Genomic DNA, 21,362 nt, shown 5'->3' on the forward strand with positions numbered 1-21,362 from the left:
GAGGGCTGCATAAATGACCACGATTTTCGATCCGATCAAGCTGGGCGACCTTGAACTGCCTAACCGCATCATCATGGCCCCCCTCACCCGCTGCCGCGCCGATGAAGGGCGGGTTCCAAACGCGCTGATGGCTGAGTATTACGTTCAGCGCGCGTCGGCAGGGCTGATCCTGAGCGAAGCCACTTCGGTAACGCCAATGGGCGTCGGCTACCCTGACACCCCCGGCATCTGGTCTGCCGACCAGGTCCGCGGCTGGGGCAACATCACCAAGGCGGTCCACGCGGCCGGTGGCCGTATCGCGCTGCAGTTGTGGCACGTTGGCCGGATCTCCCACGGGATGTATCTGAACGGCGAAGCCCCTGTTGCACCAAGTGCCATTGCAGCTAAAGGCCATGTAAGCCTGGTGCGTCCAAAGGTGGATTTCCCCACCCCACGCGCACTGGAAACTGCCGAGATTGCAGACATTGTCGAGGCTTACCGTGCCGGCGCCGAGAACGCCAAGGCCGCAGGCTTTGACGGCGTAGAAATCCATGGTGCCAATGGTTACTTGCTCGATCAGTTCCTGCAAAGCAGCACCAACAAGCGCACCGACCAGTACGGCGGCTCGATCGAGAACCGCGCCCGTCTGCTGCTCGAAGTCACCGATGCCGCCATTGATGTCTGGGGTGCCGGCCGGATTGGCGTGCACTTGTCGCCACGTGCCGACCTGCACGACATGGGTGATGACAATCTGGCTGAAACCTTTGGCTATGTCGCCCGTGAACTCGGCAAGCGCGGTATCGCTTATATCTGTGCCCGCGAGCATGAAGCGCCAGACAGCCTCGGCCCACAGCTCAAGGCAGCCTTTGGCGGCCCGTACATCGTCAATGAGAGCTTCACAAAAGACAGTGCCAATGCCTGGATCGCAGCGGGTAAAGCCGATGCTGTCGCGTTCGGTGTGCCATTCATTGCCAACCCGGACCTGCCAGCACGCCTGAAGGCCGATGCACCGCTCAATGAAGCAGACCCGCAGACCTTCTATGCTAAAGGCCCTACCGGGTACATCGACTATCCAGCGCTGTAACGCCTGACCCGGGAACAGGCGCACACTGCACCTGTTTTCTGTCTGTAACGCAAAACGCCCAGGGCCATTGCCCTGGGCGTTTTGCGTTTGATTCGGGTAACCGGCTCAACGATGAATCGCCGCTGCAGCCACTTTTTTCAAGGCAAAAAAAGGGGCGGTTTGACCCGCCCACATTTTTTCCCTATTCCCTTTTGTCCCTTTCATCATCCTGATGAATCACGTCCTGCGATTGTCCCTGAGCACTCATCCTTGAGCACTGTGTCGATCCGTCGGCACAGTTGAGATACTAAAGACTTTAAGAATGGCTGCAAGCGCATCAGTTAGGGTTTTTAAATCCGGATCAGACTTAACAAAACAATAAAAATGTTTAAATTCAATCAGTTACAACTTATTAAAGTCAGAAGCAGACTATCCACAAGCCTGTTTTCGCCCTTGGCTTACATGAAAGGTAAGCAAAGGCTTACAGCCCATGACAGATAAAGTTCCAACCCCTGCCTGACTGCACTTTTGAGACTGACCGGTCACCCGCACGCACTCAAAAAAACCCCTTGGCAGCAGCGGTCCAGATTCTGCGGGCACAAAAAAGCCCCGAATATTTCGGGGCTTTTTAGCGAGCAGGATGCCTGTTACTGAAACAGCGACTCACTGGACAAACCGTTGCGCTCAAGGATCTCGCGCAAACGCTTGAGCCCCTCGACTTGAATCTGCCGAACACGTTCGCGTGTCAGACCAATCTCCAGACCAACATCTTCGAGGGTACTGCTTTCATGACCACGCAACCCGAAGCGGCGAATCACCACCTCACGCTGCTTGTCTGTAAGTTCAGACAACCACTGATCGATACTTTGCGACAGGTCATCGTCCTGAAGCAGCTCGCAAGGATCTGTAGGTCGATCATCTGTCAGGGTATCGAGCAGGGTTTTATCGGAATCAGGGCCTAAAGAAACATCCACCGAGGACACCCGCTCATTCAGTCCAAGCATGCGCTTGACCTCTGCGACGGGTTTTTCGAGCAGATTGGCAATTTCTTCAGGGGAAGGTTCGTGATCGAGCTTTTGCGTAAGTTCGCGTGCAGCCCGCAAGTAGACATTGAGCTCTTTGACGACATGAATCGGCAAACGAATGGTGCGGGTCTGATTCATGATCGCCCGTTCAATCGTCTGGCGGATCCACCAGGTGGCGTAAGTCGAGAAACGGAAACCGCGCTCAGGGTCAAACTTCTCTACTGCGCGAATCAGTCCCAGGTTGCCCTCTTCAATCAGATCCAGTAGCGAGAGCCCACGATTGACGTAGCGACGGGCGATTTTCACCACCAGACGCAAGTTGCTTTCAATCATGCGCTTGCGCCCGGCCGGATCTCCACTTTGCGACAAGCGCGCAAAATGAACTTCTTCTGCTGGGGAGAGTAACGGAGAAAAGCCAATTTCATTGAGATACAGCTGGGTCGCATCGAGCGCCCGGGTGTAGTCAATGTACTTGTGCTGTTTTGTAGCGGTCGCTTTTTTGGACTTGGTGCGGGCAGTAGGGGTTGATTCGTCGTCTTCTGACATCAAGTCGCTGTCGATGCCGGAGTCCATAAGGAGCACCTCATCGTCGATGTCAAACCCCGGGGCTTCTTTACTGAGAGCCATTGTTGTAGTCCTTTGGTGAGTTCGACCTCAAGCTCAAGCTTCGCCTATATCCTTGGCAATGCTGGAGCCTGTTCCTTAACTACATCAGGAACAGGCTGGTAAGCGATCAACGGCGTGGAAGGAATTGCAGTGGATCTACAGGTTTACCCTGACGGCGAATCTCAAAGTGAAGTTTCACCCGGTCTGTACCAGTTGACCCCATTTCGGCAATTGTCTGTCCGACCTTGACCTGCTGCCCCTCCCGAACCAACAGCCTACGGTTGTGGCCGTAAGCACTGACGTAGGTATCGCTGTGCTTGATGATGACTAATTCGCCGTAGCCCCTCAATCCACTGCCGGCGTAAACAACTGACCCATCAGACGCAGCCAAAACAGGCTGTCCCAAATCTCCGGCGATATCAATACCTTTATTCAAACTACCGTTTGAAGAAAATTTGCCAATCAAAATGCCATTAGAAGGCCATCCCCAGCCTTTGGGAGCAGGGCCTGCAGGCAGTGCCGCAACGGCCGCTGGCGCAGCTGCTGCGGTGCTCGCGCGTTTGATTACCGTGGTTTTGCTGCCTGCAGAATTCGAGACGACAGTCGTGGTGGTGCCACCTGCGGGCAGGGTTCCGGCACGTCCGTCAAAGCGAATTGTTTGACCTGGGACAATAGTGAAAGGAGCCGCAATATTGTTTTTCGCCGCTAGAGCCTTCCAGTCCCAGCCGTAGCGAAAAGCAATTGAGAACAACGTGTCGCCACGTCGCACCACGTATTGCCCGGTTGTTACCGCCGGACGCTGAGCGACCCCGTTGCGGTCAACCACACGCACGCCATTCTTGGGTGTGCTGGAGCACGCGGCCAACAAAACCAGGACGGCACTCAGGCATAGACCGACTACCAGTCTGTGATAGCTTTTGGTTCCCATACGCTGCGCAATGACTGTGAGACTCACCCGCCGCTCCCTTTGAAGATGGCTAAATATTAGTACGCCAGTATTGGCCATGGTTTAGCGCAAGTATAACTGGCAACACAGCTTTACAGACGGCAAAGCCAAATCATAAAAAATTCAGGCAACGACAGAGCCCGACCGCTGCGCAGTATGACCTGCACCCGGCCCCATAATTCAGCAGGGCCGAACAAAGACTCAGGCCAGGGGCCCGTTGAGCAGCGGCACAAAGCGCACATTGCCGATCACCCGCCGGGCAAAACCGTGCTCTTCACGTACGATCAGCATCAATTGCTGAACCTCGCCTGCACCCACCGGAATCACCAGGCGCCCGCCGGGGGCCAATTGATCCAGCAGCGCCTGGGGGACATCGGTCGCCACCGCGGTCACGATAATGCCGTTATAAGGCGCCAGCGCAGGCCAGCCTTCCCAGCCGTCGCCCCATCGGAACACCAGGTTACGCAGGTTGAGCTCGAGCAGTCGCTCCTTGGCCCGATCCTGCAACACCTTGATCCGTTCTACGGAAAATATTCGCTCGACCAGCTGCGAGAGAACCGCGGTCTGATAACCCGACCCGGTCCCAATCTCCATGACCTTGTCCAGCGGGCCGTCCTCAAGCAGCAACTCGCTCATGCGGGCGACCATATAAGGCTGGGAGATGGTCTGGTTGTTGCCTATGGGCAGCGCCGTGTCTTCATAGGCCCGGTGCGCCAGTGCTTCGTCCACGAACAGATGCCGTGGCGTACGCCGAATAACCTCAAGCACTTTCTGGTTAACGATGCCCTCTTCCCGCAGGCGCTGAATCAGCCGCTCGCGGGTACGCTCGGAGGTCATGCCAATGCCGCGATGCATCAGGCCATCCTGTTCACGCCCCATCACCCCAGACCCTCCAGCCAGACACCGAGGCTTTTGAAACCATCGCCAAAAGTGCGGTCAAGTTGCAGCGGCGTGATCGAGACATAGCCCTGCATCACGGCATGGAAGTCCGTTCCCGGGCCGCCATCCTCTGCATCGCCGGCAGCCGCAATCCAGTAGCCGGCCTTGCCACGCGGATCCACAACCCGAACCGGCGCCGCAGCACGGGCACGATGCCCCAGACGCGTAAGTTGAATACCGCGAATTTTATCGAGCGGCAGATTGGGAATATTCACGTTAAGGACCGTACGCGGCGGCAAGTCCAGCACCCCGTGCGCTTCAACCAGCTTGCGGGCGAAATAGGCCGCTGTCGGCAAGTTGTCCAGTTGACGCGACACCAACGAAAACGCGAACGAAGGGTGATCGAGAAAACGCCCCTCAAGCGCCGCAGCCACAGTCCCTGAATACAGCACATCGTCACCCAGATTGGCACCCAGGTTAATTCCCGAGACCACCATGTCCGGCTGCTGCTCCAACAGACCATTAAGGCCCAGGTGAACGCAATCGGTCGGCGTGCCATTAATGCTGATAAAGCCATTGGCCAGGGTGTGCGGATGCAAGGGCCGATCCAGCGTCAGTGAACTGCTCGCCCCGCTTTTGTCTTGCTCGGGCGCAATCACCACGCACTCGCAATAATCGGCCAGCGCGCCATAAAGCGCGGCCAGACCCGGGGCAGTGACCCCGTCATCGTTTGAAATCAGAATACGCATAGGCTGTCCGTTTGACCCAAAGGCACCAGATCAACAAGTTCTCGCACCAGGACAGTAGCGAAGCATCCGGCCGGCAGAACAAATTCCAGTTGCAGAATGTCAGGCTCCGGATAATGCCACGTCAACCGGCCAATGGGCAGCCGCAGGATACGCCGTTCATGGCTCATGCCTGCTCGAACCAGCCAGTCACGCAAATCAGCTTCGCGCCCGGCAACGGACTGTTCCAGTTCATGGGGTGCACCGGTGGTCGGCGACTCGCCCTCGCCCCACAAGGGACCGGTGGGATGAAGGTCGAGAATGCTCAGTCGCGGGTCGCTGCATTCAGCCTCACCCGCCGCAAAGAAACTGCGACTGTCGGTAAAGGCCAGTAAATCGCCAACCTGTGCACGTTGCCAGCTACCATCGGCTACCCGCGCCGCCAGCACCTGATTGAACAGATAACTGCGAGCGGTGGACAACAGCCGCGAGCGCACATTGCGCTGCTCCGGCAAGGCTTTGCGCGCCGCATAGTCACGGGCCTCACCCAAATTACCGCCCTGCCAGCCGAAACGCTGGGTGCCGAAATAGTTCGGTACGCCCTGTTTGGCGATCAGTTCAAGACGTTGCGCCAATGCTTCCTTGTCCCCGGCCAGTTGCGTCAGGCGCAGGGTGAAACCGTTGGCAGCATGGGCGCCGCGTTGCAACTTGCGTTTGTGGCGGGTGCTTTTGAGAATTCGCAGGGTGTCGTTTTCAGCGCCCGACATGTCAGGATCGGCCTTGCCCGGCAACTGCACGCTGAACCACTGGCGCGTCAGGGCCTGACGGTCTTTCAAGCCTGCGTAACTGACCGTACGCAGCGGCACGCCTGCGGCCTTGGCGATCCGCCGTGCGGCTTCTTCAGTGTTCAGCCCCCGCTTCTCGACCCACAACCACAGATGCTCGCCATCACCGGACAACGGAATATCCAGCACTTCATCAACCTGGAAGTCTTCAGCCGTGGCCTTGAGCACCGCGGTCCCCAAAGGCTCGCCGTAAGCCAGCGGCCCCAGCAGATCAAACTCGTTCATCCGCGAACCAACAACGCGACGCAATGCACAGCGATGCCTTCTTCACGACCGACAAAGCCGAGCTTTTCGGTGGTGGTGGCTTTTACGTTTACCTGGTCCAAATCAACCTCTAGATCCGCCGCAATCAGCGCGCGCATCGTTTCAATATGCGGCGCCATTTTTGGCGCCTGGGCAATGATGGTGTTGTCGACATTGCCGACTTTCCAACCTTTGGCATGGATCAGCCCGACGACATGACGCAACAGGACGCGACTGTCTGCGCCCTTGAAAGTCGGGTCGGTATCAGGAAAGTGCTTGCCGATGTCGCCCAGCGCCGCAGCGCCCAGCAAAGCATCGCTGAGTGCGTGCAACAGCACGTCGCCATCAGAATGGGCCAACAGCCCGAATTTGTGGGAGATCCGCACGCCGCCCAGGGTTATAAAATCGCCTTCAGCAAAACAGTGCACATCATAGCCGTGGCCAATACGCATAAAAAAACGCCCCGATTAAGTCAGGGCGTGATTCTACCCACTATTAAGCGCTTAGTGCGCTCGCGTGGTGACGCAAGTGGTCGTCAATAAAGCTGGCGATGAAAAAATAGCTATGGTCGTAGCCCGGCTGCAGACGCAAGTTCAACGGATGACCCGCCAGTTTCGCAGCCTGCTGCAGTGCCTCGGGCTTGAGCTGCACACTCAGAAAGTCGTCCCGATCTCCCTGATCCACCAATAGCGGCAGCTTTTCACGGGCCTCGCTGATCAAAATGCACGCGTCCCATTCACGCCACCGCGAGCGCTCATCCCCCAGGTAATGGGAGAAGGCCTTTTGCCCCCACGGGCAATCCATCGGGTTGCTGATCGGCGCAAAAGCGGACACCGACTGATAGCGCCCCGGATTGCGCAGCGCACAAACCAAAGCTCCGTGGCCACCCATGGAGTGTCCGCTGATCCCGCGTTTTTGCGAGGCAGGGAAATGCGCTTCAACCAATGCCGGCAATTCCTGCACCACATAATCATGCATGCGGTAATGCTGAGCCCAAGGCTGCTGCGTTGCGTTCAGGTAAAAACCTGCACCCAGGCCGAAATCCCAGGCGCCATCCGGATCATCCGGAACCCCGTCGCCACGGGGGCTGGTGTCCGGCGCCACGATAATCAGCCCCAGCTCGGCGGCCATTTTCATAGCGCCGGCCTTGTGCATGAAGTTTTCATCGGTACAGGTCAAACCCGACAGCCAGTACAACACCGGCAGCCTGGCGCCCTGCTCGGCCTGGGGCGGCAAGTACACGGCAAATACCATGTCGCAACCCAGTACCTCAGAACGGTGCCGGTAGCGCTTGTGCCAGCCACCGAAGCTTTTCTGGCAGGAAATATTTTCCAGTGTCATGGACAGCTCCAAGCTTTCAGCTGCAAGCCACAAGTAGAAGCGGGCATGTGTTTCTCCCGCTTATAGCTTGTAGCTTGCAGCTCTTCGTCAGAAGTGGATTACAGTACGAATGCTTTTGCCTTCGTGCATCAGGTCGAAAGCCTTGTTGATGTCTTCCAGGCCCATGGTGTGGGTAATGAAAGTGTCCAGCGGGATTTCACCGGTTTGCGCCATGTCGACATAGCTTGGCAACTCAGTGCGCCCACGCACGCCACCAAAGGCCGATCCACGCCAGACTCGGCCGGTGACCAACTGGAACGGACGGGTCGAAATTTCCTGACCGGCACCGGCGACACCGATGATGACGGACTCGCCCCAACCTTTGTGGCAGCACTCCAGTGCCGCACGCATCAGTTGCACATTACCGATGCACTCGAAAGAAAAATCGACGCCGCCGTCAGTCATGTCGACTATCACTTCCTGAATCGGGCGATCAAAGTCCTTCGGGTTGACGCAATCGGTCGCGCCCAGTTGCCTGGCGATTTCAAACTTGCCCGGGTTGATATCGATGGCAATGATCCGCGCGGCCTTGGCCTTTACTGCGCCGATCACCGCTGAAAGGCCAATGCCGCCCAGGCCGAAGATGGCTACGGTGTCGCCCGGCTTGACCTTGGCAGTATTGATCACGGCACCAATACCCGTGGTGACACCACAACCCAGCAGGCAGACCTTCTCCAGCGGTGCGTCTTTTTGAATCTTGGCCACCGAGATTTCCGGCAACACGGTGTATTCCGAAAAGGTAGAGGTGCCCATGTAATGGAAAATTGGCTGCCCTTTGTAGGAGAAGCGCGTGGTGCCGTCCGGCATCAGGCCTTTACCCTGGGTGGCACGAATCGCCTGACACAGGTTGGTTTTGCCTGACAGGCAGAATTTACACTTGCGGCATTCCGGCGTGTACAGCGGGATGACGTGATCGCCCACTGCGACAGAGGTAACACCTTCGCCGATCGCCTCGACTACAGCGCCGCCTTCATGGCCCAAAATCGACGGAAAGATGCCCTCCGGATCGGCCCCCGACAAGGTGTAGGCATCGGTATGGCATACACCCGAAGCCACAACCCGCAGCAACACTTCACCCGCCTTGGGCATCGCAACGTCAACTTCGACGATTTCCAGCGGTTTCTTGGCCTCGAAGGCTACGGCAGCACGTGACTTGATCATCAATCGACTCCAGCAAAGTTAAAACAAGACCAGGAGTGTAAATCAGCGCTGACTGATTAATAATCCGGACAAAAGCAAAACATTATTGCCATACAGGGACAATCAACTGTGAATGAGAGCCGCTGGGAAGGCATTGATGAGTTTGTTGCGGTGGCCGAATGCGGCCAATTCACCGCTGCTGCAGAACGCCTTGGCGTGTCGTCATCGCACATAAGCCGTCAGGTCGCCCGACTCGAAGAACGCCTGCAAACCCGACTGTTTTATCGCAGTACGCGCCGGGTAACCCTGACCGAGGCCGGTCAGACATTTTTACAGCACTGCCAGCGCTTGCAAGACGGCCGCGAAGAAGCCCTGCGTGCAGTCGGCGACCTGGCCAGCGAACCCAAAGGCATGCTGCGAATGACCTGCGCCGTGGCCTACGGCGAACGCTTTATCGTGCCGCTGGTGACACGTTTTATGGGGTTATACCCGCAGTTACGGGTCGATATCGAACTGAGCAATCGTCCATTGGATCTGGTGCACGAGAGCCTTGATCTGGCCATCCGCCTGGGCCGGCTGCAGGACTCACGACTGGTGGCCACCCGCCTGGCACCACGACGTATGTATCTGTGTGCATCGCCGTCATACCTGGAACATTACGGCCGCCCCCATAGCCTGTCGGAATTGAGCCGCCACAACTGTTTGATTGGCAGCTCAGATCTATGGCAATTGCAGCAGGACGGGCGCGAATTTTCGCAGCGGGTGCAAGGCAACTGGCGCTGCAACAGCGGGCAGGCAGTACTGGATGCAGCCCTGCTGGGGGTCGGGCTGTGCCAGCTACCGGACTATTACGTGCTGGAGCATTTGAAGACTGGGGCTCTGGTGTCTTTGCTAGAAACTCATCAGCCACCCAATACCGCGGTTTGGGCGCTCTATCCGCAGCAACGGCACTTGTCGCCAAAGGTCAGGAAGCTGGTGGACTATCTGAAGGAAGGATTGGCAAAGCGTGAGGAGTATTTGGGTTAGAAACCTGTAGCAACGAGCTTGCCTCGCCATCTTTTGATCTTTTAAAAGATCGCGAGGCAAGCTCGCTGCTACAGAGGGATCAACGATTGACCCAGCGCAACCGCAGCCACTCGAGGTCCTCGGGGCGGGTCACCTTGATGTTGTCCGAGCGACCCTCGATCAGGCGCGGCGCGAGGCCCGCCCACTCCATGGCTGAGGATTCATCAGTGATTTTGGCATCTGCCACCAGGCTATCAGCCAGGGCCCGGTGCAATGCTCCCAGACGGAACATCTGCGGCGTGTACGCCTGCCAGATCAGACTGCGATCGACGGTTTCAACCACCCGGCCATGCTTGTCGACGCGCTTGAGCGTGTCCCGCGCAGGAACCGCCAGCAAGCCACCGACCGGGTCGAGGGCCAGTTCGCGCAGCAATTTGTCCAGATCTTCACGGGACAGGTTCGGGCGTGCGGCATCGTGAACCAACACCCAATCGTCATCAGACGCGCCCAGTGCATGCAGATGCAGCAACGCATTGAGCACCGAATCGGCACGCTCGCGCCCGCCCTCTACCCGGGCGATCCGTGGATCGGCGGCACAGGGCAAGGAAGGCCAAAAAGGGTCATCAGAAGCAATGCTGACCACCAGCCCCTTGAGGCCCGGATGGTCAAGAAAACAGCCGAGGCTGTGTTCCAGAATACTGCGCCCGCCCAACTGCAAATACTGCTTGGGACGGTCCGCGGCCATACGGGCACCAACGCCCGCGGCAGGAATCACGGCCCAGAAGGCCGGTGACAGGGAACTCATTGGGCCAACTGGTAGAGGGTTTCGCCCTCCTTGACCATGCCCAACTCATGGCGAGCACGTTCTTCAACGGTCTCCATGCCTTTTTTCAACTCCAGAACTTCCGCATCCAGCACACGGTTGCGCTCCAGCAATACTTCGTTTTCAGCATGCTGATCGGCGATTTGCTGGGTCAGGTCGGTAACCTGCGCCAAACTGCCATTCCCCACCCACAGGCGATACTGTAGGCCAGCCAGCAGCAAGAGCAAGATGAGAAACAACCAATTAGGACTGCGCATCGAATATCAGGTATCCAGTGAAAAGACAGCCATGCCGAAAAACGTAAACAACCAATAGTACAAAGCCTGGAGAACCCAGGCTTGTACAGATTCAGATTAGTGTCAAAAAACTCGTCTAAGCGAAAATTCCGACACAACCTGCTGTCTTTTTACCACCAACTGCTTAGCCGCGAAACTCGCTGCGACCGTTGTACTTGGCTTTTGCGCCCAATTGCTCTTCGATACGCAGCAATTGGTTGTACTTGGACACGCGATCCGAACGGCACAGAGAGCCGGTCTTGATCTGGCCAGCCGAAGTACCCACTGCCAGATCGGCAATGGTGGAATCTTCGGTTTCGCCGGAACGGTGCGAAATCACTGCAGTGTAACCAGCGGCCTTGGCCATCTGGATAGCTTCCAGGGTTTCGGTCAGGGTGCCGATCTGGTTGAACTTGATCAGGATCGAGTTGGCGATCTTCTTATCGATGCCTTCTTTCAGGATCTTGGTGTTGGTTACGAACAGGTCGTCCCCTACCAGCTGAACTTTCTCACCGACTTTGTCGGTCAGGATTTTCCAGCCATCCCAGTCAGACTCGTCCAGGCCATCTTCAATGGAGATGATCGGGTAGCGCTGAGTCAAACCTTTGAGGTACTCGGCGAAACCTTCGGAGTTGAACACCTGGCCTTCGCCAGACAGGTTGTACTTGCCGTCTTCGTAGAATTCGCTGGCCGCACAGTCCAGAGCCAGGGTCACGTCAGTGCCCAGGGTGTAACCGGCATTGGCGACAGCTTCGGAGATCACTTTCAGTGCATCTTCGTTGGAAGCCAGGTCAGGTGCGAAACCACCCTCATCGCCCACTGCAGTGCTCAGGCCACGAGCCTTGAGTACAGCTTTAAGGTGATGGAAGATTTCAGTACCCATGCGCAGCGCGTCGGAAAAGGTCTTGGCGCCAACCGGCTGCACCATGAACTCTTGAATGTCGACGTTGTTATCTGCGTGCTCGCCACCGTTGATGATGTTCATCATCGGTACCGGCATCGAGTAAACACCCGGGGTGCCGTTCAGGTTGGCGATGTGTGCGTACAGCGGCAGGTCCTGGTCCTGAGCCGCAGCCTTGGCAGCTGCCAGGGATACAGCGAGGATGGCGTTAGCGCCCAGGGAACCTTTGTTTTCAGTGCCGTCCAGCGCAATCATCGCGTGGTCCAGCGCTTTTTGATCAACCGGGTCTTTACCCAGCAGCAAATCGCGAATCGGGCCGTTAATGTTGGCAACGGCTTTCAAAACGCCTTTGCCCAGGTAACGGCTCTTGTCGCCATCACGCAGTTCCAGCGCTTCACGGGAACCGGTGGAAGCACCGGAAGGCGCGCAAGCACTGCCGATGATGCCGTTGTCGAGAAGCACGTCCGCTTCCACGGTGGGGTTGCCACGGGAGTCGAGAACTTCACGACCTTTGATGTCGACGATTTTTGCCATTGTTGTAAACACTCCAAAGTTGACGAAAACGACGCAGCTGAGGGAAATTTTGTCATCATCGACAAGGGCCAATCTGCAGGCAGCCTTGAGGACGATAAGGTTCGGAGCCAGGGGTCCGAGAAATCGTGCGGTACTTTACCGGAGAAACGAGGGTGATGCGGTTTCTATTGTCGGAAAACTCTTCACAGAAGTGTCTGCCGCAGACATCGGCGACCGCGGCTGCCAAGGCAAACACGTGGTCGTCGGTAGTCGGTAGCACGCAAAAACCAGGGTGATCTTCTGGAAAGTCCGCCAGAACCTGCGCGGACTTTCCATTACACCCTGCTGCTTAAGCGTTTTTTTCGTGCTGAGCCAGTGCAGCCTTGACGAAACCCGTGAACAACGGATGACCGTCACGTGGCGTGGAGGTGAACTCCGGGTGGAACTGGCAAGCAACGAACCAAGGATGATCCGGTGCTTCAACCACTTCTACCAGCGCGCCGTCACCGGAACGACCGGTTACTTTCAGGCCGGCTTCCATCAGTTGAGGCAGCAGGTTGTTGTTCACTTCATAGCGATGGCGATGACGTTCAACGATCACGTCCTTGGCATAGCAGTCGTGAACCAGAGAGCCGGCGGTAAGCTGGCAGTCCTGTGCACCCAGACGCATGGTGCCGCCCAGATCCGACGTTTCGGTACGGGTTTCAACAGCACCGGTGGCGTCTTCCCACTCAGTGATCAGGCCCACAACCGGGTGGCCGCTGTTGCGATCGAACTCGGTGGAGTTGGCGTCTTTCCAGCCCAGCACGTTACGTGCGAACTCGATAACCGCCACTTGCATGCCCAGGCAGATACCCAGGTATGGCACCTTGTTTTCGCGAGCATATTGAACCGCAGTGATCTTGCCTTCTACGCCGCGCAGACCGAAGCCGCCCGGGACCAGAATGGCATCGACACCTTCCAGCAGTTCAGTACCTTTGTTTTCGATATCTTCAGAATCGATATAACGCAGGTTGACCTTGGTACGGTTGGAAATACCGGCGTGGCTCATCGCTTCAATCAGCGACTTGTACGCATCCAGCAGTTCCATGTACTTGCCGACCATGGCGATGGTGACTTCGTGCTCAGGATTGAGCTTGGCGTCGACCACTTGTTCCCATTCGGACAGGTCGGCGCTGTTGCATTCCAGACCGAAACGCTCAACGACAAAATCATCCAGACCCTGAGCGTGCAGCATGCCCGGGATACGGTAGATGGTGTCGGCGTCTTCCAGCGAAATCACCGCACGCTCTTCAACGTTGGTGAACAACGCGATTTTGCGACGCGAGGAAATATCGACATGGTGATCGGAACGGCAGATCAGAACATCTGGCTGCAGGCCGATGGAACGTAATTCTTTAACCGAGTGTTGCGTTGGTTTGGTTTTCGTTTCGCCAGCAGTGGCGATATACGGAACCAGAGTCAGGTGCATCAGCATGGCGCGCTTGGCGCCTACTTCGATGCGCAGCTGACGGATTGCCTCGAGGAACGGTTGCGACTCAATGTCACCCACAGTGCCGCCAATCTCAACCATCGCTACGTCGGCATCGCCGGCGCCCTTGATGATTCGACGCTTGATCTCGTCGGTGATGTGCGGAATTACCTGGATGGTTGCACCCAGGTAATCACCACGGCGCTCCTTGCGCAGGACGTGTTCGTAGACACGGCCCGTGGTGAAGTTGTTGTTCTGGGTCATGGTCGTGCGGATAAACCGCTCGTAATGACCCAAGTCCAGGTCGGTCTCTGCGCCGTCGTGTGTGACGAACACTTCACCGTGCTGGAACGGGCTCATGGTGCCCGGATCAACGTTGATGTAGGGGTCCAGCTTCAGCATGGTGACCTTAAGTCCCCGCGCCTCCAGGATGGCTGCCAATGAAGCCGAGGCAATGCCTTTCCCCAATGAAGAAACAACACCGCCCGTGACGAAGATGTAGCGCGTCATGAAAAACCCTAGAAGTCTGCGTTAAAGCGGTCAGAGCCGCCGGGGAAAGCGAAGGAAGGCCGAAGCCCCCAATCACCAGCATTAGTCACAGTGCACCTTTCGAAAAACTGCTGCGTTGAAACAGACCGATGGAAACCAACGGTTCGATACAAGCCACACATTTTTTTAAAATCGCCCAGCAAAGACTGCTTGGTAATCGGCAACATCTGCAATTCTGGTGAATCTACAGAAGTTGTATCAAGAAGGGAGCGTAGTCTACCGGAAACACCCTTTCAGCTCAAACCTTGATCGCTCTTAGTTGGCAGCCAGTGCAATTGCCAGCGTCCACAGGGGCCGCAGTCCAGTCCCGGGAGGTTTGCCACTGCCAATAACTGCCCGTTTACATACAGAAGCGGCAATCTGCCACGGACAAATAATGGCAACCCCTGCTCGTTGAGCAGTCGCTTCAGGTCACGATGACCACGGTTTTTCACCGTCATCACCTCGCCCCCCTGACGATAGCTCACTTGCACGGAGCCATCGGGTATATCCCCCGACAGACGTAACTGGCCGTTGCCGGGCAATATCAGTGGTTGATGCGGGTTGTGCCATTGCACAGAAGCTGGCGGCTGGCGCAACCAGTCACCGGCCAGCCACCAGATCCTCCCGCCTGCACGGTGCAACTCGCCTTCGGCAAGTTTCCAGAGCGGTTGCCCGTCGCCCCGGGCATCGCGCAAGGCATCCCAACCGGCCCAATGATCGGTATCCGGTAATTGACTGAACGCCGCCAGCCAGTAACGCAACGCATTGCGTTGCCGGGCCGGTGACAGGCAGGTGATCGGCGCAAGCTCCAGCGAGGGCAAGCCGAGCCAGTCGAACTCGCTGACCGCCCCCGCAGCTTGCAGGTCCTGCCGGGCCAGGTCATCGAGCAGGCCCTGCGCCTCGGCACAGTGGGCCGCACTGCGCGCCATGCTGGCGGCTGCTTGCGGCCAGCGCCGGGTCAGCAGCGGAAAAATCTCATGGCGCAAATAATTTCGCGAAAAGTCGGTCTGCTGATTGGACGGATCTTCAATCCAGCTCAGGCTGTGTTCCCGCGCGTAGGCCTCCAGGTCGGTGCGCGACACATCGAGCAAAGGTCGACATAAATTGCCTTCACCCAGCCGACGCTGACGCGGCATCGCAGCCAGGCCGCTCACTCCGGCCCCGCGCAGCAGACGAAACAGCAGGGTTTCCGCCTGGTCGTCGCGATGCTGACCGGTGAGCAGCACCTCTTGCGCTCGCGTAAGCGTCACGAACGCCTGATAGCGAGCCTCACGGGCCGCACGCTCAAGACTTGCTCCGGCCTGCACATGCACATGTACAACCTGCAGCGGCACCCCCAGCGCATCACAGAGTGCCTGGCAGTGGGCCGGCCACGCGTCTGCCGCAGCCTGAAGACCATGATGGACATGGATGGCGCTCAGAGGAGGCAGAGAACTGGTTTGACGAAGTTGAGCGAGAACATGCAGCAACACGGTCGAATCGAGACCGCCGGAGAGCGCTACATGCCAGGCCCTGGCATTGCGCCAGGGCTCGAGGGCTTTGAGAAGCAGGATTGAGAGGTTGGACATCGCACAATCCTGTAGGAGCTAGCCTTACAACGCAGCAACGAAGAGCTCGCGCGCAAGCTGGCTCCTACAATGCCCCTGTCAGAGACCGTAGCTCATCAGTCGCTCATAGCGACGCTTGAGCAACGCTTCGTGATCGAGTTTATTGAGCATGTCCAGCTGGGAGGCAAGCTCGGCACGAATCGAAGCGGAAGCCGCCACCGGATCACGGTGCGCGCCACCCAATGGCTCGGTGATGACCTTGTCAACAATACCCAGACCTTTCAAACGCTCGGCAGTAATGCCCATCGCTTCGGCAGCATCCGGCGCCTTTTCGGCGGTTTTCCACAGAATCGATGCACAACCTTCCGGCGAAATCACCGCATAGGTCGAGTACTGCAGCATGTTCAACTGATCGCAGACGCCGATTGCCAGCGCACCACCCGAACCACCTTCACCAATAACAGTGGCAATGATCGGGGTTTTGAGGCGCGACATCACCCGCAGGTTCCAGGCGATTGCTTCACTCTGGTTGCGCTCTTCAGCGTCAATCCCCGGGTAAGCGCCAGGGGTGTCGATGAAGGTCAGGATCGGCATCTTGAAACGTTCGGCCATTTCCATCAGACGGCAAGCCTTGCGGTAGCCTTCCGGGCGCGGCATGCCGAAGTTGCGGCGTACCTTTTCACGCACTTCACGGCCCTTCTGGTGACCAATCACCATGACTGGCTGATCGTCCAGACGGGCAATACCGCCAACAATGGCAGCGTCGTCCGAGAAATGGCGGTCGCCGTGCAGCTCATCGAACTCGGTGAAGATGTGCTCGATGTAGTCCAGGGTGTAAGGACGGCGCGGGTGACGGGCCAGACGGGCAATTTGCCAGCTGGTCAGCTTGCCGAAAATATCTTCAGTCAGCGTTTTGCTTTTGTCTTGCAGACGAGAGATTTCATCGCTGATGTTCAGCGAATTGTCGTTACCAACCAAGCGCAACTCTTCGATTTTGGCTTGCAGGTCAGCAATCGGCTGTTCGAAATCAAGAAAATTCGGGTTCATAAGCATCCGTCTTGGGTCGGCGGCAAAGCATGCCAGAAGAGTTAAAACCCAGCATTTGCTGGTGCTTTTAACCGAACTGGGGCAGCCGGTTGATCTGTATCGCGCCTACCTTAAGGGACAGGCGCTCTCAGGTCGAGATTAAAAATTCGGGTCGAGGTCAGGGCGCTTCTCGCACCCCTGACCGTCAACGGTATTGGAGGAAGACGTTGTCTCGCCCAAACTGGTCACGCAAGGCTTGAATCAAGCTGTCAGCCGGATCGATTCTCCAGGTCTCGCCAAACTGCAGCGTCGCCTTGGCCCCCACTCCGGTGTATTCCATGGTGATCGGGCATGCGCCGCGGTGTTTCTTGAACAAATCGCCCAGCCAGCGCAGTTGATCACCTTTGAGCGCGGACTGTACAACTTTCAGACGCAGGCTTTCGGCCAGGCTGGTTCGGGCGTCTTCCATGCTCATCACACGCTTGACCCGCAGGCGCAGGCCGCCGGAGAAGTCGTCATTGCTGACCTCACCTTCGACCACCACCATCGCATCCGTCTGCAACAGCGATTGCGCCGAATGGAATGCCTCGGCAAACAGCGAGGCTTCAATCCGTCCCGACCGGTCGTCGAGGGTGATGAAGCCCATCTTGTCGCCTTTTTTGTTCTTCATGACCCGCAAAGCGATGATCATGCCGGCGACCGTTTGAGTATCCCGGGCCGGCTTGAGATCAATGATCCGCTGACGGGCAAAACGGCGGATCTCGCCTTCATACTCGTCAATCGGATGGCCGGTCAGGTACAGGCCCAGGGTGTCTTTTTCGCCCTTCAAACGCTCTTTGAGCGTCAGTTCCTTGGCCTTGCGGTGATTGGCGTAGACGTCGGCATCCGCCTCGACAAACAGGCCGCCAAACAGATCGGCGTGCCCGCTGTCGTGGGTGCGGGCGGTTTGTTCGGCAGCCTTGATCGCCTCTTCCATCGCAGCCAGCAATACCGCGCGATTCTGGTCGATACTCGCCTGCCAGGCCTTGGGTTCATCATGGAAAAACGGCCCCAGACGGTCCAGCGCACCGCTACGGATCAGACCATCCAGGGTTCGCTTGTTGATGCGTTTGAGGTCGACCCGGGCGCAGAAATCGAACAAATCGGTGAACGGACCGTCCTGGCGAGCTTCGGTGATGGCCTCTACTGGCCCCTCGCCTACGCCCTTGATCGCACCCAGACCGTAAATGATCCGCCCTTCATCGTTAACCGTGAACTTGAACTCCGAAGCATTCACATCCGGCGCGTCGAGACGCAGCTTCATGGTGCGAATTTCTTCGATCAAGGTCACGACCTTGTCGGTGTTGTGCATATCCGCCGACAGTACCGCAGCCATGAACGGCGCCGGGTAATGGGTTTTCAGCCATGCCGTCTGGTACGACACCAGACCGTAGGCGGCAGAGTGGGATTTGTTAAAGCCATAACCGGCAAATTTCTCTACCAGGTCGAAAATGTTACCGGCAAGGTCGCCATCGATATTGTTGTTGGCACAACCCTCGATAAAGCCGCCGCGCTGCTTGGCCATTTCTTCGGGCTTTTTCTTGCCCATGGCCCGGCGCAACATGTCGGCACCACCCAGGGTGTAGCCGGCCATGACCTGGGCAATCTGCATCACCTGTTCTTGATACAGAATGATGCCGTATGTCGGGGCCAATACCGGCTTGAGCCCTTCGTACTGGTAGTCCGAGTGCGGGTACGCCAGTTCGGCACGACCGTGTTTACGGTTGATAAAGTCATCAACCATGCCTGACTGCAGCGGCCCCGGACGGAACAGGGCCACCAGTGCGATCAAGTCTTCCAGGCAGTCGGGCTTGAGCTTTTTGATCAGCTCCTTCATGCCCCGCGACTCAAGCTGGAACACTGCAGTGGTTTCGGCCTTTTGCAGCAACTGATAGGTCGGCTTGTCATCCAGCGGAATGAAAGCGATATCCAGAGGCGGCTCGTCTACCTTGGCGCGATCACGGTTGATGGTTTTCAGCGCCCAGTCGATGACTGTCAGGGTCCGTAGCCCCAGGAAGTCGAACTTCACCAGACCGGCCGACTCAACGTCGTCCTTGTCGAACTGGGTTACCAGGCCGCCGCCCTCTTCGTCGCAGTAAATCGGCGAAAAGTCGGTAAGTTTGGTCGGCGCGATTACAACGCCACCCGCGTGCTTGCCAACGTTACGGACTACGCCCTCGAGCTTGCGGGCCATGTCCCAGATCTCGGCCGCTTCTTCATCGACCTTGATGAAGTCGCGCAGGATTTCTTCCTGCTCGTAGGCTTTTTCCAGGGTCATGCCGACTTCGAACGGAATCATCTTCGACAGACGGTCCGCCAGGCCGTAGGACTTGCCCTGGACCCGGGCCACGTCACGGATTACCGCCTTGGCAGCCATCGAACCAAAGGTAATGATCTGGCTTACCGCGTTGCGACCATACTTTTCGGCTACATACTCAATGACCCGGTCTCGACCATCCATGCAGAAGTCGACGTCGAAGTCGGGCATCGATACCCGTTCCGGGTTAAGGAATCGTTCAAACAGCAGGTCGTATTCCAGCGGATCAAGGTCGGTGATCTTCTGCACATAGGCCACCAGTGACCCGGCACCCGACCCTCGACCCGGACCAACGGGTACGCCGTTGCTTTTAGCCCACTGGATAAAGTCCATTACGATCAGGAAGTAACCGGGGAACCCCATCTGGATGATGATATCCAGCTCGAAATTCAGCCGGTCGACATACACCTGGCGCCTGGCGTCATAGTCTTCGGTGGTGTCTTTAGGCAGCAGAACGCTGAGGCGATCTTCCAGACCGTCAAAGGACACCTTGCGGAAATACTCATCGATGGTCATGCCATCGGGAATCGGGAAGTTGGGCAAAAAGTGTTTGCCCAGTTTTACTTCGATGTTGCAGCGCTTGGCGATTTCAACCGAGTTCACCAGCGCCTCTGGCAAATCACTGAACAGCTCGGCCATTTCTTCGGCGCTTTTCAGGTACTGCTGGTCGCTGTAGTTTTTCGAGCGACGCGGGTCGTCCAGCGCCCGGCCTTCACCGATGCAGACACGGGTTTCGTGGGCTTCGAAGTCTTCTTGCCTGATGAAGCGCACATCGTTGGTCGCCACCAGTGGCGCGCCGACTGTCTCTGCCAGCGCTACCGCTGCATGCAGGTGCTCTTCGTCATTGGGACGTTTGGTGCGTTGAACCTCGAGATAGAACCGGTCAGGGAATACGGTCATCCATTCGCGGGCCAGAACCTCGGCCTCTTCAGTGTTGCCACTGATCAGCGCGATGCCGATTTCACCCTCCTTGGCTGACGAAAGCATGATCAGGCCTTCCGCAGCCTCGGCTACCCATTCGCGCTCGATAATGACCTGGCCGTTACGCTGGCCATCAATAAAGCCACGGGAGATCAGTTCAGTCAGATTGCGGTAGCCGACGCCATTCATCGCCAACAGGCTAAGGCGACTCACCGGGTTTTCCGGGTCTTTGTTCGACAACCACAGGTCAGCCCCGCAAATCGGCTTGATCCCGCCGCCCATGGCCGCTTTATAGAATTTGACCAAAGAACACATGTTGTTCTGGTCGGTCACCGCCACGGCGGGCATATTCATCCCGGCCAGGGTTTTGATCAGCGGTTTGATCCGCACCAGGCCATCGACCAGGGAGTATTCAGTGTGCAGGCGCAGGTGAACGAATGAAGCCGGCATGGTGATCCTGTCTTTAAGCTTTGAGAAACAACAAGGCCCGGATTGTACCGGGCCTTGGCAAAAACATCAGCCTTGGGGCTAAATCTCGGTCGCCTCGCGGGCTTCCCAGGCCCGACGCACCGGACCAAACGAACGCCGGTGTATCGGTGTGGGACCAAGGCGTTCGAGCGCCTCGAGGTGTACCGGGGTCGGATAACCCTTGTGTCCGCCGATGCCATAGCCGGGATAGATCAACTCAAAGGCGGCCATCTCCCGGTCACGACTGACCTTGGCCAGAATCGAAGCCGCTGCAATCGCCGGAACCTTGCTGTCGCCTTTAACCACGGCCTCAGCCGGCATCGCCAGTTTAGGGCAGCGGTTGCCATCGATCATGGCCAGCTTGGGGGTAATGCTCAGGCCTTCGACAGCCCGCTGCATGGCCAGCATGGTGGCGTGCAAAATATTCAGCTCGTCGATTTCTTCAACTTCGGCCCGGGCAATACACCAGCTCAGGGCTTTTTCGCAGATTTCGTCGTAAAGCTTTTCACGCCGCGCTTCGGTGAGCTTTTTCGAATCATTGAGCCCGGCGATGGGACGCGCAGGGTCAAGAATTACCGCTGCGGTCACTACCGCGCCGCACAACGGCCCGCGGCCCACCTCATCGACTCCGGCCACAAGGTCTTCGGCCAGATCGACCAGATTGAAGTCCAGCCCGATTTGCATGGTTACTTTA

At 57.3% G+C, this 21,362-nt stretch carries 18 protein-coding genes; 2 read left to right on the forward strand and 16 right to left on the reverse strand.

The features are described 5' to 3' along the window. The first annotated feature begins 13 nt into the window (after positions 1 to 13). Positions 14 to 1,063 carry an alkene reductase gene (locus WG29040_RS08405; RefSeq protein ID WP_127196007.1) on the forward strand — a complete coding sequence of 350 codons (1,050 nt, stop codon included), beginning with the start codon at positions 14 to 16 and terminating at the stop codon, positions 1,061 to 1,063. A 626-nt stretch (positions 1,064 to 1,689) separates the two neighbouring features. Here the strand turns inward: WG29040_RS08405 and rpoS are convergent. The 8 genes from rpoS to WG29040_RS08445 form a co-directional block, all read right to left on the reverse strand. Then, positions 1,690 to 2,694 (reverse strand): RNA polymerase sigma factor RpoS, encoded by a 1,005-nt coding sequence (gene rpoS, locus WG29040_RS08410; RefSeq protein WP_010655953.1) that lies wholly within the window; start codon positions 2,692 to 2,694, stop codon positions 1,690 to 1,692. 106 nt (positions 2,695 to 2,800) lie between these two features. Further along, the gene (locus tag WG29040_RS08415) at positions 2,801 to 3,628 is read right to left on the reverse strand and encodes a peptidoglycan DD-metalloendopeptidase family protein (RefSeq protein WP_003440517.1); all 828 of its coding nucleotides are present in this window, start codon (positions 3,626 to 3,628) and stop codon (positions 2,801 to 2,803) included. Between the two features lie 192 nt (positions 3,629 to 3,820). Next, entirely contained in the window at positions 3,821 to 4,456 is a 636-nt protein-coding gene (locus tag WG29040_RS08420) for a protein-L-isoaspartate(D-aspartate) O-methyltransferase (protein WP_003440502.1), read from the reverse strand. Positions 4,457 to 4,497: 41 nt separating this feature from the next. Further along, positions 4,498 to 5,247 (reverse strand): 5'/3'-nucleotidase SurE, encoded by a 750-nt coding sequence (surE, locus tag WG29040_RS08425; protein ID WP_003440501.1) that lies wholly within the window; start codon positions 5,245 to 5,247, stop codon positions 4,498 to 4,500. Then, complete coding sequence (gene truD, locus WG29040_RS08430) at positions 5,235 to 6,293, reverse strand: tRNA pseudouridine(13) synthase TruD (protein WP_127196008.1); 1,059 nt, start codon at positions 6,291 to 6,293, stop codon at positions 5,235 to 5,237. The genes surE and truD overlap by 13 nt, the downstream gene beginning before the upstream one ends. After that, complete coding sequence (ispF, locus tag WG29040_RS08435) at positions 6,290 to 6,763, reverse strand: 2-C-methyl-D-erythritol 2,4-cyclodiphosphate synthase (RefSeq protein ID WP_010655957.1); 474 nt, start codon at positions 6,761 to 6,763, stop codon at positions 6,290 to 6,292. Before ispF ends, truD begins: the two co-directional genes overlap by 4 nt. Positions 6,764 to 6,806: 43 nt before the next feature. Continuing rightward, positions 6,807 to 7,652, reverse strand: a complete 846-nt coding sequence (gene fghA, locus WG29040_RS08440) for an S-formylglutathione hydrolase (protein ID WP_003440495.1) — start codon at positions 7,650 to 7,652, stop codon at positions 6,807 to 6,809. 87 nt (positions 7,653 to 7,739) lie between these two features. Beyond that, positions 7,740 to 8,852, reverse strand: coding sequence for an S-(hydroxymethyl)glutathione dehydrogenase/class III alcohol dehydrogenase (locus WG29040_RS08445; protein ID WP_010655958.1), 1,113 nt, complete (start codon positions 8,850 to 8,852; stop codon positions 7,740 to 7,742). A 108-nt stretch (positions 8,853 to 8,960) separates the two neighbouring features. Between WG29040_RS08445 and WG29040_RS08450 the strand changes: the two genes are divergently transcribed. Beyond that, positions 8,961 to 9,857: a LysR substrate-binding domain-containing protein gene (locus tag WG29040_RS08450; protein ID WP_003440489.1), complete on the forward strand. Its 897-nt coding sequence runs from the start codon at positions 8,961 to 8,963 to the stop codon at positions 9,855 to 9,857. A gap of 79 nt (positions 9,858 to 9,936) precedes the next feature. Here the strand turns inward: WG29040_RS08450 and ispD are convergent, their stop codons facing one another. The 8 genes from ispD to rnhB form a co-directional block, all read right to left on the reverse strand. Further along, on the reverse strand, positions 9,937 to 10,641 hold the full coding sequence (gene ispD, locus WG29040_RS08455) for a 2-C-methyl-D-erythritol 4-phosphate cytidylyltransferase (protein ID WP_003440486.1): 705 nt from the start codon (positions 10,639 to 10,641) through the stop codon (positions 9,937 to 9,939). Then, positions 10,638 to 10,916 (reverse strand): cell division protein FtsB, encoded by a 279-nt coding sequence (gene ftsB / locus WG29040_RS08460; protein ID WP_003440483.1) that lies wholly within the window; start codon positions 10,914 to 10,916, stop codon positions 10,638 to 10,640. Before ftsB ends, ispD begins: the two co-directional genes overlap by 4 nt. A gap of 163 nt (positions 10,917 to 11,079) precedes the next feature. Next, on the reverse strand, positions 11,080 to 12,369 hold the full coding sequence (gene eno, locus WG29040_RS08465; RefSeq protein ID WP_003440481.1) for a phosphopyruvate hydratase: 1,290 nt from the start codon (positions 12,367 to 12,369) through the stop codon (positions 11,080 to 11,082). 328 nt (positions 12,370 to 12,697) lie between these two features. Next, positions 12,698 to 14,329: a CTP synthase gene (locus WG29040_RS08470; protein WP_003440470.1), complete on the reverse strand. Its 1,632-nt coding sequence runs from the start codon at positions 14,327 to 14,329 to the stop codon at positions 12,698 to 12,700. 272 nt (positions 14,330 to 14,601) lie between these two features. Next, positions 14,602 to 15,918 carry a tRNA lysidine(34) synthetase TilS gene (gene tilS, locus WG29040_RS08475; protein ID WP_127196009.1) on the reverse strand — a complete coding sequence of 439 codons (1,317 nt, stop codon included), beginning with the start codon at positions 15,916 to 15,918 and terminating at the stop codon, positions 14,602 to 14,604. A gap of 78 nt (positions 15,919 to 15,996) precedes the next feature. Beyond that, positions 15,997 to 16,944, reverse strand: a complete 948-nt coding sequence (locus tag WG29040_RS08480; protein WP_003440465.1) for an acetyl-CoA carboxylase carboxyltransferase subunit alpha — start codon at positions 16,942 to 16,944, stop codon at positions 15,997 to 15,999. Between the two features lie 184 nt (positions 16,945 to 17,128). After that, on the reverse strand, positions 17,129 to 20,650 hold the full coding sequence (gene dnaE / locus WG29040_RS08485) for a DNA polymerase III subunit alpha (RefSeq protein WP_003440462.1): 3,522 nt from the start codon (positions 20,648 to 20,650) through the stop codon (positions 17,129 to 17,131). 78 nt (positions 20,651 to 20,728) lie between these two features. Continuing rightward, positions 20,729 to 21,352 carry a ribonuclease HII gene (gene rnhB / locus WG29040_RS08490; protein ID WP_003440459.1) on the reverse strand — a complete coding sequence of 208 codons (624 nt, stop codon included), beginning with the start codon at positions 21,350 to 21,352 and terminating at the stop codon, positions 20,729 to 20,731. Between the last annotated feature and the right edge of the window lie 10 nt (positions 21,353 to 21,362).

Source organism: Pseudomonas sp. PAMC 29040 (assembly GCF_003994535.1).
Taxonomy (GTDB): domain Bacteria; phylum Pseudomonadota; class Gammaproteobacteria; order Pseudomonadales; family Pseudomonadaceae; genus Aquipseudomonas; species Aquipseudomonas paraversuta.